The sequence below is a fragment of the Sorangium sp. So ce375 genome (assembly GCF_051473855.1).
Lineage (GTDB): Bacteria > Myxococcota_A > Polyangia > Polyangiales > Polyangiaceae > Sorangium.
Map to the genome: position 1 here is coordinate 6,820,505 of NZ_CP150335.1, position 15,496 is coordinate 6,836,000.

General features: G+C 72.5%; 15 protein-coding genes. 5 read left to right on the forward strand and 10 right to left on the reverse strand.

Features of this window, described 5'->3' with window-relative positions:
• Positions 1-7: 7 nt before the first annotated feature.
• From WME90_RS25275 to ribA, 3 genes are all read left to right on the forward strand, one after another.
• The gene (locus WME90_RS25275; protein ID WP_437274548.1) at positions 8-1,942 is read left to right on the forward strand and encodes a type VI secretion system contractile sheath domain-containing protein; all 1,935 of its coding nucleotides are present in this window, start codon (positions 8-10) and stop codon (positions 1,940-1,942) included.
• Positions 1,943-2,547: 605 nt separating this feature from the next.
• Positions 2,548-3,999 (forward strand): NAD(P)/FAD-dependent oxidoreductase, encoded by a 1,452-nt coding sequence (locus tag WME90_RS25280; protein ID WP_437274549.1) that lies wholly within the window; start codon positions 2,548-2,550, stop codon positions 3,997-3,999.
• A gap of 230 nt (positions 4,000-4,229) precedes the next feature.
• Positions 4,230-4,988 carry a GTP cyclohydrolase II gene (gene ribA, locus WME90_RS25285; RefSeq protein ID WP_437274550.1) on the forward strand — a complete coding sequence of 253 codons (759 nt, stop codon included), beginning with the start codon at positions 4,230-4,232 and terminating at the stop codon, positions 4,986-4,988.
• Between the two features lie 107 nt (positions 4,989-5,095).
• Here the strand turns inward: ribA and WME90_RS25290 are convergent, their stop codons facing one another.
• The 3 genes from WME90_RS25290 to WME90_RS25300 form a co-directional block, all read right to left on the reverse strand.
• Positions 5,096-5,605 (reverse strand): hypothetical protein, encoded by a 510-nt coding sequence (locus tag WME90_RS25290; RefSeq protein WP_437274551.1) that lies wholly within the window; start codon positions 5,603-5,605, stop codon positions 5,096-5,098.
• Between the two features lie 287 nt (positions 5,606-5,892).
• Complete coding sequence (locus WME90_RS25295; protein ID WP_437274552.1) at positions 5,893-6,750, reverse strand: phosphatase PAP2 family protein; 858 nt, start codon at positions 6,748-6,750, stop codon at positions 5,893-5,895.
• A 27-nt stretch (positions 6,751-6,777) separates the two neighbouring features.
• Entirely contained in the window at positions 6,778-7,485 is a 708-nt protein-coding gene (locus tag WME90_RS25300) for a TetR/AcrR family transcriptional regulator (RefSeq protein WP_437274553.1), read from the reverse strand.
• Positions 7,486-7,748: 263 nt separating this feature from the next.
• Here WME90_RS25300 and WME90_RS25305 point away from each other — a divergent pair, with 263 nt between their 5' ends.
• A complete protein-coding gene (locus WME90_RS25305) occupies positions 7,749-8,969 on the forward strand; it encodes an acyl-CoA dehydrogenase family protein (RefSeq protein WP_437274554.1) in 1,221 nt (406 codons plus the stop codon).
• Positions 8,970-9,186: 217 nt separating this feature from the next.
• Here WME90_RS25305 and WME90_RS25310 read toward each other — a convergent pair whose 3' ends face one another.
• The 5 genes from WME90_RS25310 to WME90_RS25330 all read right to left on the reverse strand — a co-directional run bounded on the left by WME90_RS25310 (position 9,187) and on the right by WME90_RS25330 (position 13,065).
• Entirely contained in the window at positions 9,187-10,212 is a 1,026-nt protein-coding gene (locus WME90_RS25310; RefSeq protein ID WP_437274555.1) for a phosphotransferase enzyme family protein, read from the reverse strand.
• Positions 10,185-10,646 (reverse strand): hypothetical protein, encoded by a 462-nt coding sequence (locus WME90_RS25315; RefSeq protein ID WP_437274556.1) that lies wholly within the window; start codon positions 10,644-10,646, stop codon positions 10,185-10,187. The genes WME90_RS25310 and WME90_RS25315 overlap by 28 nt, the downstream gene beginning before the upstream one ends.
• Before the next feature lie 138 nt (positions 10,647-10,784).
• Entirely contained in the window at positions 10,785-11,360 is a 576-nt protein-coding gene (locus WME90_RS25320) for a glutathione S-transferase family protein (protein ID WP_437274557.1), read from the reverse strand.
• Positions 11,361-11,660: 300 nt separating this feature from the next.
• On the reverse strand, positions 11,661-12,338 hold the full coding sequence (locus WME90_RS25325) for a class I SAM-dependent methyltransferase (protein WP_437274558.1): 678 nt from the start codon (positions 12,336-12,338) through the stop codon (positions 11,661-11,663).
• A gap of 244 nt (positions 12,339-12,582) precedes the next feature.
• Entirely contained in the window at positions 12,583-13,065 is a 483-nt protein-coding gene (locus WME90_RS25330) for a DUF1348 family protein (protein WP_437274559.1), read from the reverse strand.
• 282 nt (positions 13,066-13,347) lie between these two features.
• Between WME90_RS25330 and WME90_RS25335 the strand changes: the two genes are divergently transcribed.
• Positions 13,348-13,728 carry an MAPEG family protein gene (locus WME90_RS25335; RefSeq protein WP_437274560.1) on the forward strand — a complete coding sequence of 127 codons (381 nt, stop codon included), beginning with the start codon at positions 13,348-13,350 and terminating at the stop codon, positions 13,726-13,728.
• A gap of 39 nt (positions 13,729-13,767) precedes the next feature.
• Here the strand turns inward: WME90_RS25335 and WME90_RS25340 are convergent, their stop codons facing one another.
• Positions 13,768-14,844: an MBL fold metallo-hydrolase gene (locus WME90_RS25340; protein WP_437274561.1), complete on the reverse strand. Its 1,077-nt coding sequence runs from the start codon at positions 14,842-14,844 to the stop codon at positions 13,768-13,770.
• Positions 14,841-15,416, reverse strand: coding sequence for a TetR/AcrR family transcriptional regulator (locus WME90_RS25345; protein ID WP_437274562.1), 576 nt, complete (start codon positions 15,414-15,416; stop codon positions 14,841-14,843). Before WME90_RS25345 ends, WME90_RS25340 begins: the two co-directional genes overlap by 4 nt.
• Between the last annotated feature and the right edge of the window lie 80 nt (positions 15,417-15,496).

Below are 15,496 nucleotides of genomic sequence, written 5' to 3' on the forward strand. Positions count from 1 at the left end.
GCTGGCCATGGCGGAAACGATCAAGGGCGTTCTGGGCGACGAGTTCAGGTTCCACGTGGGCGAGGACGGGGGCGCCGCGGAGCGGGGGCCGCTGCTCCCGCTGCGCGTGCTCGTCGTCGCCGATCTCACCCCGCGCGATCCGCACAACGCCGGCGCGAGCCCGCCCGCGGGCGCGATCCGCGTGGACGCGAGCCGGTTCGATAACCTCTTCACGATGCTCCGGCCACGGCTCGCGATCGAGGTGCCGAGCGTGCTCGCGGCGGGCCGTGCGGTGCGCGTCGACCTCGCGCCCGCCGGGCTGAAGAGCTTCCGGCCCGACGCGCTGTGCGCCGAGGTGCCGCTGCTGCGCTCCCTGCTCGACGGCCGCCGGGTCCTGGATCGGCTGCGCGACGGCTCGGCCACCCTCGATCAGACGCGCGCCGAGCTCGATCGGCTCTGGGGCGGCTCCCCGCTGGTGCGCGACATCCTCGGCCTCCTCCCGGAGCCCCGGGGCGCCTCGCCCGGCCGCTCCGCGGCGCCCGCGGCGAGCCCGCCCGCGGCGCCGGCGCCCACGCCCGGCTCGGACGTCGACGCGCTGCTCTCGATGGTCGACCTCGGCGGGGGCGAGGGCGCCGGGGCGGCGGCGCCGCCGGCGGCGCCGGGCGGCCTCGAGCAGCCGCCGGCGGAGGTGGGTCGGTTCTCGGAGCTCATCGCGACCGTGGCAGCGAGCGCCCGCCCGCGCGCGGGCCAGCCCGCTCGCCCCGCCGAGGCGATCGCGCAGATCGAGCGCGCGATCGGCGCGCAGCTCGGCGCGATCCTGCAGCACCCCGAGGTGCGGCGCCTCGAGGAGGCGTGGCGCGGGCTCAGCCTGCTCGTCGATCGCGCGAAGGCGGCGGAGGGCGTCCGGTTCGACGTCGTCAGCGCGCGGCCGGACGAGGCGGCCGGCGCGCTCGCGCGGGCGCTCGCGCAGACGGCGAGCACCGAGCCGCCGGCGTCGGTCGCGATCGTGGACGTCGCGATCGACGGCAGCGCCGCGTCGCTCGCGCGGCTCGAGGAGATCGCGCGCGTCGCCGAGGCGCACGCGCTCCCCGCCGTGGTGAACGGCGACGCGCGCCTGCTCGGGGTCGATGATCTCGGCGGCGTCGAGCGGCTCGACAACAAGGCCGCGCTGTTCCGCGCGCCGCACCGCGCCCCGTGGCGCTCCGCTGCGGCGCGGCACGGCGCGCGGTGGGTCGCGATCGCCATGAACCGCGTGCTCGGCCGGCTGCCGTACGACAAGTCGACCTCGCGGATCCGGGAAGCGGCCATCGTCGAGCAGCCCGCCGACGAGGGCGGACGCGTCTGGATCTCGCCGGCGTACGTCGTCGGGGCGCTGATCGCGGGGAGCTTCCGCGAGACCGCGTGGCCCTGCCGCATCACGGGCGCGAAGGGCGGCGGCGCGCTCGGGGACCTGCCGGTGCACGAGGTGAAGGGCGCGTACGAGGGCGACGAGGGCGTCGCGATCCCGACCGAGGCGTTCGTCTCGACGGACACCCAGCGCGAGCTCTCGAAGAGCGGCGTGCTCCTTCTCGCGTCGGCCCCGAACAGCGACGCGGTGTATGTCCTCGCCGCGCCGACGGCCTACGTCCCTCCGGAAAAGCTCACGTACGACAGCCCCACGGCCGAGCCGGAGGAGCGCCTCGAGCGTGTGTCGCTCGTCGATCAGCTCTTCGTCGCGCGCGTCGTCCAGTTCCTGCGCGCGCTCTGCTCGAAGCTGCCCCCGGACAGCGACCCGGCGGAGGTCCAGCCGGTCGTCGAGGGTGCCCTCTGGGCGCTCTTCGAGAACGCGCCGCCCGCCAGCATCGAGCTCGCCGTGAAGGCGGGCCGCGGCGAGGGCGGCGCGCAGATCGCGGTCACGGTGCGCCCGCGCCGCTTCCTCGGCGTCGGGCTCGACGAGGTGTCGCTCGAGCTGCCGCTCGGCTGAGCCCGCCGCGCCGGATTGACGCCGCACGGCGCGCGGAGGAGGATCCCCGGCATGCGGCTCCGCGTCGCGATCCTCCTCGCTGTCCTGAGCACCCTCGTGACCACGTGCCAGCGGCCGGCGGCCCCGCAGGCGCCGACGTCCGGCTGCGGCTGCCGCAAGAAGTAGCCCGGCGCCGATCGCGGGGACGCCGACGGGCGTTGCCCCCATCGGCGGGCGGCCGCTTCGCGGTACACGGGAGATCGCAGAGCCCCTGATCCGGCATTCGTGTCTCCGCGTTTTCACGGGAGACGGGCGAGGCGACGTGCGTTGCGATGCCGTGCGCCCTGAACCGCGCGACCTCGTCTCGATACGGCCTCTCCGAGGAGGTGGTCGCCGAGGGGATCCTTCTTTGACGGCGACGAAGATCGCGGGAGCGATCGCCGCTTTCGTCGCGACGGAGCGCGCCGGCTTGCGCAGTTGCGCAGTGGCTCAGTTGCTCCGTCGGGCCGTCGCGCGCGCTGTGCGCGGCGCGCGCAACGCGCGTTGACCGACTCATCACGAAGCGAGCGTTGCGCCGGCCTTGCCATCCAGAGGGGCGGCCCGAGGATTGCAATCCCGGCGGCGACATGAAGCCTTGCAGCCAGCAGGACATCCGATCCAATCGCCCGTTCCTCGGCCGGAGGGCGGTGGTGATCGGTGGGAGCATCGCGGGCCTGGTCGCAGCCCGGGTGCTCGCCGACCATTTCGGCGAGGTGGTCGTCGTCGAGCGCGACGCCATCCCGGATGACCTCCGCGAGGCCCGCAAGGGCGTGCCGCAGGCTCGCCAGCTCCACGGGCTGCTCGCCCGGGGAGAGCGCATCCTGAACGACCTGTTCCCCGGCTTCACCGGGGATCTGATCCAGGACGGCGCCGTCGCCTACGACTTCGGGCTCGGCCTGGCCTGGCACCACCTCGGCGCATGGAAGCCGCGCTTCGAGACGGGGGTGCGGACGGTGTGCATGACCCGTCCGCTGCTCGAGGCGCACGTGCGTCGCCGCGCCCTCGCGCTGCCCGGGGTGCGGCGCCTGGACCGTCGCGACGTTGTCGAGCTCTCGGCGTCTCCCGATCGCTCTCGGATCACGGGCGTCGTGGTCCGGCGGCGCGACGAGGGGGGCCAGATCGAGCAGCTGCCGGCGGAGCTCGTTGTCGACGCCAGCGGGCGCGGCTCGCGCGCCCCGGCGTGGCTGGAGGCGCTCGGCTACCGGCGGCCCGACGAGTCGACAATCCAGGTCCGGGTCGGGTACGCCAGCCGCCAGTACCGGCCGCGGGATCCGGCGCAGATCCCGTGGATGTCGCTGTACGTCCTCGGCTCGCCGTCCGACAGCCGCCGGTACGGCTGCATCGCGCCCATCGAGGGCGGGCGCTGGATCGTGGTGCTCGCGGGCCTGTTCGGCGATCACCCGCCCGCCGATCCCGCGGGCTTCCTCGAGTTCGCCCGGGGCCTTCCCAACGACGCGCTCTACCGGGCGCTGCTCGAGGCCGAGCCGGTGACGGACGTCGCCGTCTCCAAGTTCCCGGCGCACCTCCGGCGGCACTACGAGCGCATGGCGCGGATGCCCGAGGGGCTCGCCGTGCTGGGCGACGCGCTCGCCAGCTTCAACCCCGTCTACGGCCAGGGGATGACGTCGGCCTGCCTCCAGGCGCTCGCGCTCGACGCCGCGCTCACCGAGCAGCGCCGCCGCGCGGACCGCGGCGCGATCGCGGGGCTCACCCGCCGTTACCACGCGGCCGCGGCGAAGGTGATCGACCTGCCGTGGCGGATGTCCACGGGGGAAGACCTCGCCTACCCCGAGACCAGGGGCCGGCGGCCGTTCCTCCAGCCGATCATGCGCTGGTACACCGGGATGCTGCACCGGGCTGCGCAAATAGATCGCGAGGTCTACGTGCGCTTCGTGCGCGCCCTGCACATGCTCGACGGACCGGAGGCGCTCCTGGATCCTCGCCTGATCCTGCGCGTGCTGCGCGCGGGACGGTCGGCGTCGCGGCCCGAGGCGGCCGCCGCCGGCGCGGCCCAGCGAGGGCAGCCCGAAGGCGCCTGAGCGGCCGCGGCCGCCGCCCCGTAGCGTGTCGACCACGACAGCTTCTCCCTGCGCGAAGGCCGGTGTTGGCAGGACGCACGCGCCGAGGTGCCGTGTCGACAAGGGTCCTCCTGTGGAGCGCCCCCTCGCCCGGCGGCGGGGCGTTGCCTGGCCGTCGTGTTCTGGTAAGACGTGCGCGCCTCTACCCACGACGGAACGGCTCGCGAGGCGGCTCCTCGCGGAGGCAGGACATGACCGACTCGATGAATCCGCTGCTGGAGCTCGTCGCCCGCGATCGAGAGCACGACTGTGATGGGGTTGGCCACGTGAACGTCTGCGTGCGGGTTGTCGGCGTCGCCGAGCTGCCGACGCGCGCCGGCCACTTCCGCATCGTGGCGTTCTGGAACAACCGCGACGCCAAGGAGCACATCGCGATGGTTCACGGCGACGTCATCGGCGCCTCGAACGTGCCGACGCGGTTGCACTCCGAGTGCCTGACAGGCGACGTCATGGGCTCGCTGCGCTGCGACTGCCGCGATCAGCTCCTCGAAGGGTTGAAGAAGATCCAGACCATGGATCGGGGCATCCTGCTCTATCTGCGCCAGGAGGGCCGCGGGATCGGGCTCATCAACAAGATCCGGGCATACGCGCTCCAGGATCAGGGGCTCGACACGGTCGAGGCGAACCTGGCGCTCGGCTTCAGGGACGATGAGCGCGACTACGCCGTCGCAGCGCACATGCTGCGCAGCCTGAACGTGAGGTCGGTCGAGCTCATCACGAACAACCCCAACAAGGTCCAGCAGCTCACGCAATACGGCGTGTCCGTGGTCGGGCGCATCCCGCACGTGATACCGCCGAACGATCACAACCGCTTCTACCTGGAGACAAAGGCGAAGCGGTCGGGGCATTTCATCGACACGTGGGGCAAGCCGCACCTCGTCGAGCAGAGCGATCCGGTCGTGGTCGACGGGATGTCACCGCCGGAGTCCGAGCCGACGCCCGGGGGCTGAGGCGCCCGCGGGCGCTCGGACCGAGGCTCAGCGGCCTTTGCGGCCGCGAGCCTCCTTCGATGGCGATCCGACGTCATGGGGGCGCCGCGCGACGCCGTCGGCTCGTCTCATGGCGCAGCGTCGGTCAGGCGGCGCACGCGGCCCGCGTGGGGGCTCGACGGGAATTGCAGCAGAAACGCCCCGGCGCGGGTGCGCGCCTGGTCGTCGCGCCCGCTGCGCAGCAGCGCGTCGATCGCGACGATCTCCCGATCCGCCGCGAGCTGCCCGTCCGGGAACTCGGCCCGGTGCTCATCGAGCACGGTGAGCGGCGCCTCCGGCGATCGCGCGAGCGCCGCCCTGATCTCCGCGAGCCGCCCGGCCTCCCGGAGCAGCGCGTCGCGCTCCAGCTGCGCGCTCGCTGTCGCGGCCGGCCGGGCCGCGGGCTCGCCGTGACCGGCGCCTCGCCGGGGCAGATCCCGGCCAGCGCCTGTCGCGGACCGAGGCGGCAGCTCTGCGCCGGGCGCCGACAAGGGCGCCCCGAGCGCTTGATCGCTGCAGCCTGCAAGGAGGGCGAAGAGCGGGGCGGCGAGGCCTCCCGCGATCCACCGGGTGCGTAACGAATGGTGAACGACATGCATGTCGTCGACTCCTTCATGAGGCCGAGCTGACGGAACCCCGCCGAAACGGGCCCGCAAAAGCGCGCGTGCCCAGTGAGGGACCGCAGCTCGCCGTCGCCGTTACCGCCAGGGCGGCACGGCGTATTCGACGTAGTGAGCTCGCGCTCCGGCAACGACGGCCCGAGCGCCAGCATTCCTAGCTGACAGGCATAGCGTAAAATTCGATCTGGGGTTTGTCAACACTGCTTACTTACGTCATCGGAGAGCAGCATTGCCACTTGTCGATGGCCGATTTTGCCCCACTCGGCTCAGAAAGCGCCGGCGACGCCCATGCCCGCGCCGCCGCGCGCCGGCGCGAGCGAGACGCGGAAACGCGGCGTCTCCGGGCCGGCAACGCCTGGGCGGGGGCGATGAAACAGAGTGGGAATCAGCACCCCTGCCGCGGAGCCGAACGCAGCGCCCGTTAGCACATCCGTGAAGTAATGGCGATCGCCCGCCATGCGCAGGTATGCGGAGAGCACGGCGATCGCCGTCCCCTGCGCCCAGATCCACGGCGCCATGCGATAGCCGCGCATCGACGCCACGGTGCCGCTCGCCGCTGCGAGGGAGAAGACGGCGGTGGTGTGGCCCGAGAAGAACGAGAGATCGTCGTCGTCCGGAGGAGGGCGCGAGCAGCCCTGGCCAGCGCAGAGTACCTCGTCGTTGCCGAAATGAGCATAGGGCCGCTGGCGGCCGACGATGTACTTGGTGAGCTGGTTCAGGTCCATCGCCACCACCATCGCCTGGGTGATGATCACCAGATCGGCGGCGCTGTTCGCGGTCCGGCCGTCGTGCCACGCGGCGAGCGCGGTGAGGCCCAGCGCCGAGACGGGAGCGACGCCGAAGACCGTCACATTGCTGAGCTCATGGGCGGTCTCCGGCTTGTCTTCCCATACCAGCGCGCCGCGGGTCGATGCGTCGAGCGAGTTGACCGCGCACCAGCGGCACGAGGCGGGCGCGAGGCCCTTCTTGGCGAGCTCGGTGGCGATCCACGCGGCGCCGCCGACGACGGTGATGGGCAGATCGACCTCGGGCCGGAACGTCAGCTCGGGAGACGGCTCGGCGGCAGCGGCGGCCGGCGACAGGGCGAAGACGAAGGCAGACAGGGCGATCGCAGCGGTACGCACAAGGAGGGCGATCGTAGCCTGGACGGATCAGGAGCGCGACTGCCCGGGCGCGGCGAGGAGCAGCCCATCGAGCAGGCGCGCATGGGCGTCGTCGACCATGCGCCGGAGCTCCGCCGGCCCGGCCTTTGCGAGGGCCCCCGACGCCGCGAGGGTCGCGAGGCCGTGGTGCATCGCCCAGATCGGGACCGCGAGCGTTCGCGGATCGCCGGGCGGGAACGCGCCGGCGCGCTGCGCCTCCTCGATGAACCCGAGGAGCAGCCCCAGGTTCTGCGAGGTGGCCGCCGCGACCCGCGGGTCGTCCACGTCCACCTCGCCGGAGTACATCACGTGGAAGGGCGCGGGGTGCTCCAGCGCGAAGGCGACATAGGCGAAGCCGGCGGCCAGGAAGCGCGCTCGGAGGTCGCCCCCGGCCCCCTCCAGCGCGGCGGAGATCCGCCCGCCGAGCGCCGCGCTCGCCTGGACGGCGAGCTCCGTCATCAGGGCGCGCTTGTCCGCGAAGTGGCGGTAAGGCGCGGCGTGCGAGACGCCGATGCGCCGCGCGACCTCGCGCAGCGTGAAGCTCGCGTTCCCTTGCTCCTCGATGAGCGAGAGCGCCTCCTCCAGCACGGCGCGCCGGAGGTCGCCGTGGTGGTAGGGCCGGTCGGCGGCGCGCGACGCGGGCGCGGGTGAGGTGCGCGACGCGGGAGCAGGTGTGGTGCGCGCGCGCGGACGGCGGCGCCTTGCGGGGGAAGCCACAGCGCAGGCGCACGATACCACGAAGGCCGCGGTCCACGGAGGAGCCGCGGGGCGCAGGGTCGCGGGCGCAGGGCGCAGGCGGCGCTGGACAAAGGGCCGCCGGGGCGCAGGGCCGCGGGGGCGCAGGACAAAGGGTCTGCAGGCGGTCGCGAAGAAAATGTAGGCGGTGGAAACTTTCCGAATGTTGTCAGTGTCATCATCGGGCGCGCGGGTGGCCCGGAGAGGCCGGCGCGCTGCACAGCGATCCAGGAAAGGAGCCCCGTATGTCCGAGCCCCGTCGATCCCCCGAGCGCGAACGCCTCCTCGCCGCCGTGGAGCGCGTCCGCGGCGTCGCAGCCGCCCATGCCGAGGCGTCCGAGCGGCTGCGCACGCTCGCGCCCGCGGTCGTCGACGCGCTGCAATCGAGCGGCCTCCTCGCGATGGCCGCGCCGCGCGCGCTCGGCGGCGTCGAGAGCGACCCGCTGACGCAAGTCGAGGTCTTCGAGGCGATGGCGCGCGCGGACACCTCGGCGGGGTGGTCGCTGATGATCAGCGCGCTGCTCGCCGCGCTCGCCGGGGGCACCTTGCCGGACGAGGGCGCCCGCCAGGTGTTCGCTGGGCCGTTCCCGACGTTCGCGGGCCTCCAGATGCCGTCCGGCCTCGCGCGGCGCGTCCCCGGGGGCTACGTGCTCGAGGGCCGCTGGGCCTTCGGCAGCGGCGTGCGCCACGCGTCCTGGGTGTTCACGGGCGCCATCGCGGCGCCGGAGGGCGGGGCTCCTCCGGCGGGGCCGCCCGAGATGCTCAGCCTCGCCGTCCCGCGCGAGCAGGTGGTGATCGAGGACACGTGGGACGTGGCCGGCCTGCGCGGCACCGGGAGCGACCACTACCGGATCGAGGGCGCGTTCGTGCCCGAGGCGCGGACATGCCCCTTCCCGGGGGCCCCTCAGCGGCGCGGCGGCGCGCTGGTTTCGCTCCCCTTGATCGCCCTGCTCGCTGCCGGTCACGTCGGCTTTGCGCTCGGCATCGGACGGCGCGCGCTCGACGAGATCGCCGCGGCCGCCCCGCGCCGCGTGAAGGCCTGGCCGCAGCTCGCGCTGGGCAGCCACGCGGCCTTCCACATGGACCTCGGGCGCGCGGAGGCGAAGCTCGCCGCGGCGCGGGCCTACGCGTTCGACGCGCTCGGGCGGATGTGGGACCAGGCGCGCGCGGGAGAGGCGCTCTCGATCGAGGACTGGGCGTCGATCCGGCTCGTCCAGACGTATGTGACCGACGTCGCCGCGGAGGTCGCGAGCTTCGCCTACCGGGCCGGCGGCGGGGGCGCGCTCTACGCGGCGAGCCCGCTGCAGCGGTGCTTCCGGGACATCCACGCGGCGACGCAGCACATCGCCGCGACCGACGACGCCTACGAGTTCGCGGGGCGCGCGCGGCTCGGAGTCGCCGAGCTGCACCCGATGCTCGCGCCGCGGCCGCCCGCGGGCTGTGAGCCGGCTCGACAGGGCGGCTGAGCGACGGGCAAGCTGCGTCGAATTCGCGCGCGCCCGTGCACAGCGCTTTGGAGCCGCGGGCGGACGCACCGTGGACGACTCCCAGGCATACCGCGTGAACCACGGAGTCCAGCGGCGCGGGTGCGCAAAGGTGCTCTCACGGGATCACGGAAGAGCAGAGTCAAAAAGGGCGCTCAGCGGCCCGAGGCCTGCGCCAGCCCGGCCATCCCAGGCGCTCTCAGCCTGCCTCCGGCCACGCCGGCCGATCGCCGAGGATGCGCGGCTTGTGGCGCTCCAGATAAGCGCGACACCAGGCGTCCGGCGCCTCGCGCCGGCTGACCCGGCGGATCGCCGTGTAGAGCACGAGCTCGCGCAGCTTCATGAACCGGTCCATCTCCGCCAGCCATCGCGCGGAGAGCGCGTTCTCCCGGGCGTAGCCGTCCAGGAACCTGTCGCGGAACATCCGGAGGAGCTCGGGCGGCCGCCCCGGCCCGAGCGGGTCGATCGCGACATAGAAGAGGATGATCCCGAGATCGCTCGCGAACCACTCGTAGGCGCAGTCGTCGAAATCGATCAACGTCAGCGCGCCGCCATCCTTGAGCACGTTCCCGAAGTGGGCGTCCGTGTGCACCAGGCCGAAGGCGTCGCGGTCCGTCGGCAAGGCCCGGAGCTCCGCGATGAGCCGCTCCAGCCGGCCGCCGATCGGGTCGCGCTCGTCCTCCGGCAAGAGCTCCCGCGCATTGGCGAAGTCGCCCTCCTCATGCCACGCATGACGCCGCCTCGATGACGGCGGAGCATACACCTTGGTCGTGGCGTGCAGGCGCCCCAGGAGCCGCCCCCAGGCGGTCGCCATGTCCGGCGTCAGATCGTCGACAGAGAGCGGAGCGCCGGGCGCCTTCGCGTACGCGCGCACGCAGACGGCTTGGCCGTGCCCGCCGAGCAATGCCGCATAACGTCCGTCGGCGGCCCGGATCGCCGGGGCGGCGTGGACGCCCTGCGCCGTCAAGTACTCCAGCCATTCGCACTCCGCCTCGACCGCGTCCGGGGACCTGCGCCCGGGATCCCCGAGCTTCAGGACGAAGACGCCGTCGCTGCGCCGCGCCTCGAACACCTGGCTCTCGAAGCCGCCGATGGACCGGCAGGTCGCCGGATCGAGCCCGTAGAGCGCAAGAGCGCGCTCGAGGAGGGCGGGATCTACGGGAGTCGTATCGTCTGCTCCAGAGGGCGGCCCCACCGTCACGGCTGGCTGGCTTCCGGCGGACACGCGACCCTCTGGGGCGGCGGCGGGTTGCACATGATGACCACGGGAGGGCGTCCGTCGCGAGACGGCTGAGGCCGCGGGCAGGGGTTCGGTAAAAACTGCCTGCACGTGCCGTCCGGGCCCCGAACCACCCTCCCCCCCTGCACGGGCGGCGGAAGCGGCTCCTCCTCGCTCTGCGCCGACGTCGTCCCGGCGTCCTGCGACGCCTCCGGAGCCGCCGTGTCCTGCGTCTCCGTCGTCCCGGCGTCGCCGGGCGCGGCCGCATCCCCTACGCCAGGCGAATTCGTCGGCGGGAGATCCAGGCGCGGCGGGTTGGCGATCAGCTCCGGCGGATCGGGCGGCGGCTGGGCCGTGCCGCAAGCCGCCGCACCGCCGGCCACCGTGACGACGAACGAGGACGCGAGCACGCGACGGCGCCGGCGCGACGAGAGCTTCATGGCGCACATCATAGACCCATGGCCCAACCCACGTCACCCGAACGACGGTCACCGCGACGCGCCCCGCGCGCGACGTGGCGCAGCGCCGGAGAGCTCGGCAAGGTCGTCAACCTCGAGCGCCGCGGCCAGGCGATCCGCTCATTTCCGCATCTTCATCGCGTGCGGACGCGCCTGCAAGCGGTCGATATAGGCCTCCAGCCTGGGCCGTCCCGTCGCATTTCCCCACAGGCGCGCCCACATGAACATCGAGCCGATCATCACGTCGGCCGCGGTGAACCAGTCGCCGAACAGATAAGGCCCGTCCCCTAGCTCGCCTTCGATCACGTCCGTGACCGTGGCGAAATCCGTCCACCCCCGCTGGGGTTGCGTCTCGATCTTCATCAGGCGATCCCCCATCGACGGCTCGAGCTGCGACGTCGAGTAGACCATCAGCGACAGATAACGCCCCCGCTGCGGCGCGTCGATCCGCGGCGCCAGCCTCGCCTCGGGGAATCTGTCCGCCAGATAAAGACAGATCGCCGCGTTCTCGAAGAGCTTGGCGTCGCCGTCCACCAGCGCGGGCAGCTTGCCAGCCGGGTTGACCTTCAAGAACTCCGGCGTCTTGTGCTCCCGCTTCTCGAGGCTGATGGGGACGAGCTCGTACGTGGCGCCGCACTCATCCAGCATCCACTTGGTGATCGCTGCGCGGCTCTGGGGGTTGTAGTAGAGCTTCATTGCAATCTCCTCGCAGGTTTGTTCCGACGGCCCGGAGCATGGCAGAAGGCGCCGATGCGTTCTATAGCGAAGTGCAGATTCGTGCGATACGGGCTCAGCCGTTATGGCGGGGAGCAAGCTCGTGAGATACGGGCTCAACCGCCAGGCACGCGAGTGAGGCGCACGAAAGTACGCCGCGGCGAGCCGAACGACGCGGATGGGCCCGTAACGCGCGTACCTGCTCCCCGCTTTGAACAAGCGAGTGACGGGCACCATGCCGCGATGCCGCGCGTCGCAAGGAGCTGTCGGTGAGGACGTTGATTATGCCCCAGGCGAAGGACGCGCCATGCGCCGGAGCTGCACGGACAGGAGCCGCGGCAGATCGCTCCTGAGCGCCTCTGCGTCGCGCCACTCGCCCAGGTGAACGAGCTCGAACCCGGCGCCCAGGCCCGCGTTCACGTACTCGGAGACGTCGTGCAGGAACGCGGTCACGCGCTCGGGCTCGCCCGTCTCCGGGTTGACGAAATTGGCCTGCCCGCCGCGCATCTGTCGCACGGGGTGCAGCTCGCACAGAAAGAGCTCTCCTCCCGCGCGCAAGACGCGGGCAGCCTCGGCGAAGACCGCGTCGACGTGCTCGATGTGCTCCAGCACGAGCATGGCAATCACGACGTCGGACGAGGCCTCCGCGAGGGGCCACGAAGCGCGGATGTCGTGCTGCACGAACCGGACGCGGGGAGAACGCACGCGGGCCCTCGCGCGACCCAGCATCCCCTCGGAGAAGTCCAGCGCGAGGACGCTGCTCGCTCGCTCGTCGAGCCACTCCGTGTTGCGCCCGGTGCCGCAGCCGATCTCGAGCACGTCCCGGCCGGCCAGCGAAAGGCCGCGTTGCCGGAGGACCTCCGCCGCCAGCTCGCGCGTCCTGTTGAAATCGTCATCGTACGTCGCGGCCCAGCGATCGTAGGCCGTGGCGATCTCGGGCTTGTCTTGAGAGCTGGACATGAGCTCGCTCGGCATCCTGTGTCGTTCACCCGCGCAAGGACACGCCGTCAGCCAGGATCGCGAAGGTCTCACGCCCCAGCGGGAGCCCCTGTACGCCGGACCATCGTTCTCCCGGTCTGCCGAACGCCCTCGACGCCGGGGAGTCTATCGAGGGGACGGCGGCGGTGTCAACACCGCATCCCCCGAGCATTCCAGTGCCGAGGCCCACCGCAGACGCCATCTCGGACCGGCGCAGCGCCGGCCGCTACAAGCCGAGCTCGCTGAGCCCCGGGTGCTCGTCGGGTCGCCGCCCGAGCGGCCAGTGGAACTTCCGCTCCTCGGCCGCGATCCGCACGTCATTGATGCTCGCCTCGCGCCGCCGCATCAGCCCCTGCGCGTCGAACTCCCACTGCTCGTTGCCATGGGACCGGTACCAGCTCCCGCTGTCGTCGTGCCATTCATAAGCAAAGCGCACCGCGATCCTGTCCCCCGTGAATGCCCAGACCTCCTTGATCAGGCGATAATCGAGCTCCCGCTGCCATTTGCGGTGCAAAAATGCCTCGATCGCCGCCCGCCCCTCGAAGAACTCCGCCCGGTTCCGCCAGCGGCTATCGACGGTGTACGCCTGGGCCACGCGCGCGGGATCCCGGCTGTTCCAGGCATCCTCCGCCAACCGCGCTTTCCGGGCGGCGGTCTCGGCGGTGAAGGGCGGCAGCGGCGGGCGCGACACGACAGGATCTTGGCTCAAGGTGCACCTGAACGAACCTTCGTCGAACCTCTCGTCCCCGGCAACTCCTTTTCACACAGAGCTCCTCGGGGCCCTCCCGCGGACCGCCTGCTCCCGTCCCTCCGCCGGCACGCGCGCCCGCCGATCGGGCGCGCCGCGACCGCGAGGCCGAGCTGCCCGAGCCGGCGCGGGCCGTGGGAGCGGCCGCGACGCTTGGCGCTCGCGCCGGCGGCGGGAGCCCGTTAGAGTCGCTCCTCGCTCCGAGGAGCCCGTGCGCTCGAGAGGGACCCGATGACCATTCCGATGACTTGCGTCTTCATCTCATTTCTCTTCATCTACGTGCCCCGCTTGTTCGTCGCCAGGGCCCAGGCGCAGCAGCCCGAGGGCCTGGACAACCGCAACCCGCGTGACCAGCAGGCCAAGCTCACCGGTGTCGGGCGCCGCGCCCTCGCCGCCCACCAGAACGCCTTCGAGGGGTTCGCGCCCTTCGCCGCCGCCGTCTTCACGGCCCACCTCGCGGGCGCCGACGCTCGCTGGAGCGCCATCCTCGCCGTCACCCACGTCGCCGCGCGCGCGCTCTATCTCGCCATGTACCTCGGCGACAAGGCCACTGCCCGGAGCGCGGTCTGGTTCGTCGGCTTCGCCGCGACCGTGGGCCTCTTCCTCCTGAAATGGCTGGCCTGAACGGCAGAGCGGCGGCGCCGCGGGCGCGCCGTCGCAGGCTCAGCGCGGCAGGGGCATCCACGCGCCGTCCGTCGGGACGTGGATCTGCGCGGGCAGGTTCTTCGAGGCGGCGCGCTGGGTGAACGCCGTCACCGGCTCGCGGTAGTGCGCGAAGGTGGTGTGGTGAATAGGGATCACATGGCGGGCGCGGAGCAGCGCCGCGGCGGCGACCGCCTCCTCCGCGTCCATCGTGCGGAGGCCGCGCGCGCCGTCGACGCCGACCGCGCCGAGGTGCGGCAGCCAGAGGTCGATGGGCGCAAAGCGAGCCGCCACCGCGCGCATCGGCTCGGTGAAGACCGAATCGCCGGTCCAGTAGATCGAATAGGGCGCCGCGCCCTCCCAGCGCAGCACATACCCGTTGCCCTTGCCGAGCGTCGCGTCGAGCGCCGCGTCGTGGGTATGGTTCGCCGGGACGGCGAGGATCCGCAGGCGGCCGGCGCGGGTCGGGAGGACGGTCTCCTGGTCCCAATCGAGCGGCGTGAGCTTCGTGAACCCCGCGGCGCGCGCGGCCGCGACGGCGTCGGGGGGGAGGACGAAGGTGACGTCCTTCGGGAGCGTCTCCTTCGCGACGGCGTCGAAATGGTCAGCGTGGTTATGGCTGAGGAGGATGACGTCGAGGTGCCCTATCGGCTCCGCAGGAGGGTCGGTGTAGCGGGCGATCGGCGCGTTTTCGACGCCGGTCGACGGGTGCTTGGGGAGCACGAACACGGATGGGCCGCGCGGCCCGAGGACGGGATCGGTGAGCAGCCGGAGGCCGTCGCGCTCGAGGATCGCCGTCGGGCCGCCGCGCCACTGGAGGCGCCCGCTCGAGGCGTCGACCGCGGCGTCCGCGGCGGCTGGCGGCGCGGTCGCGGCCGGCGCGCAGGCCGGCGGCGCGCTGGCGCCACCGCGGTCCGGCGAAGCGCAGGCCGCCAGGGAAAGCGCGACAAGCGCGGCGACGATCGACCCCACGGCCGCCCGCGGCGTGCGCGGGAGAGCGATCGTTGGCGCGCTCGCGCCGGGCTCCTCCGCGGCGGGCCGCGGGGGCTGCTCGGCACGTCCATTCCACCTGCTCGGGATACCCGTGAACCGGTTCATCGTCGTCGCCTTCCTGGCCGCGCTGTTGCAATGAGGGTCTCGGCGAGAGACCGCGCGCGCGCGGCGGCGCCCGGTCCTCCCTCGCGGACGGCGGTCACGATCGCGCCGTCGATCAGCAAGAGGAGCTGCGGAGAGAGCGCGCTGGCCGCCGGCACGCCGGCCTCGCGCAAGAGCTCCTCGAAATAGTCGATGAGCCGCTGCTTGTGCCGCTGCGCGGCCTCGTGCGCCGGGTGGCTCCGGCTCGCGACCTCGACCATCGTGTTGAGGAACGCGCAGCCGCGGAAATCGTCCGCCGCGAACAGCTCGGCGAGCGCGTCAAAGACCGCGAGCGGCCGATCGCGCGGATCGGCCGCGAGGGCCTCGACACGCCTCGCCAGCCACTCGCGAAAGCGCGCGTCGCGCGCCTCGAGCACCGCCACGAGCAGGTCGTCCTTCGTCCGGAAGTGTCGGTAAAACGTGGCCTTGGCGACGTCCGCCTCGGCGATCAGGCGATCGACGCCGACGGCGCGGTACCCCTCCGCATAGAAGAGGCGCTCCGCGACCGCGAGGATGTGGCTCCTGGCATCCCGCACCGCCCTGGTTTAGACAGACAGGTCTGTCTTGTCAAGCGCGCGGTGCTGCGTCTGCGCAGCGCCGCCCGCGGGCGCTCCGG

Excerpts from the sequence above, each read along its gene's own strand:
- WME90_RS25275 (WP_437274548.1), top strand. The coding sequence starts at position 8 with ATGGCGGAAACGATCAAGGGCGTTCTGGGCGACGAGTTCAGGTTCCAC.
- WME90_RS25280 (WP_437274549.1), top strand. The coding sequence starts at position 2,548 with ATGAAGCCTTGCAGCCAGCAGGACATCCGATCCAATCGCCCGTTCCTC.
- ribA (WP_437274550.1), top strand. The coding sequence starts at position 4,230 with ATGACCGACTCGATGAATCCGCTGCTGGAGCTCGTCGCCCGCGATCGA.
- WME90_RS25290 (WP_437274551.1), bottom strand. The coding sequence starts at position 5,605 with ATGCATGTCGTTCACCATTCGTTACGCACCCGGTGGATCGCGGGAGGC.
- WME90_RS25305 (WP_437274554.1), top strand. The coding sequence starts at position 7,749 with ATGTCCGAGCCCCGTCGATCCCCCGAGCGCGAACGCCTCCTCGCCGCC.
- WME90_RS25315 (WP_437274556.1), bottom strand. The coding sequence starts at position 10,646 with ATGAAGCTCTCGTCGCGCCGGCGCCGTCGCGTGCTCGCGTCCTCGTTC.
- WME90_RS25320 (WP_437274557.1), bottom strand. The coding sequence starts at position 11,360 with ATGAAGCTCTACTACAACCCCCAGAGCCGCGCAGCGATCACCAAGTGG.
- WME90_RS25325 (WP_437274558.1), bottom strand. The coding sequence starts at position 12,338 with ATGTCCAGCTCTCAAGACAAGCCCGAGATCGCCACGGCCTACGATCGC.
- WME90_RS25335 (WP_437274560.1), top strand. The coding sequence starts at position 13,348 with ATGACTTGCGTCTTCATCTCATTTCTCTTCATCTACGTGCCCCGCTTG.
- WME90_RS25340 (WP_437274561.1), bottom strand. The coding sequence starts at position 14,844 with ATGAACCGGTTCACGGGTATCCCGAGCAGGTGGAATGGACGTGCCGAG.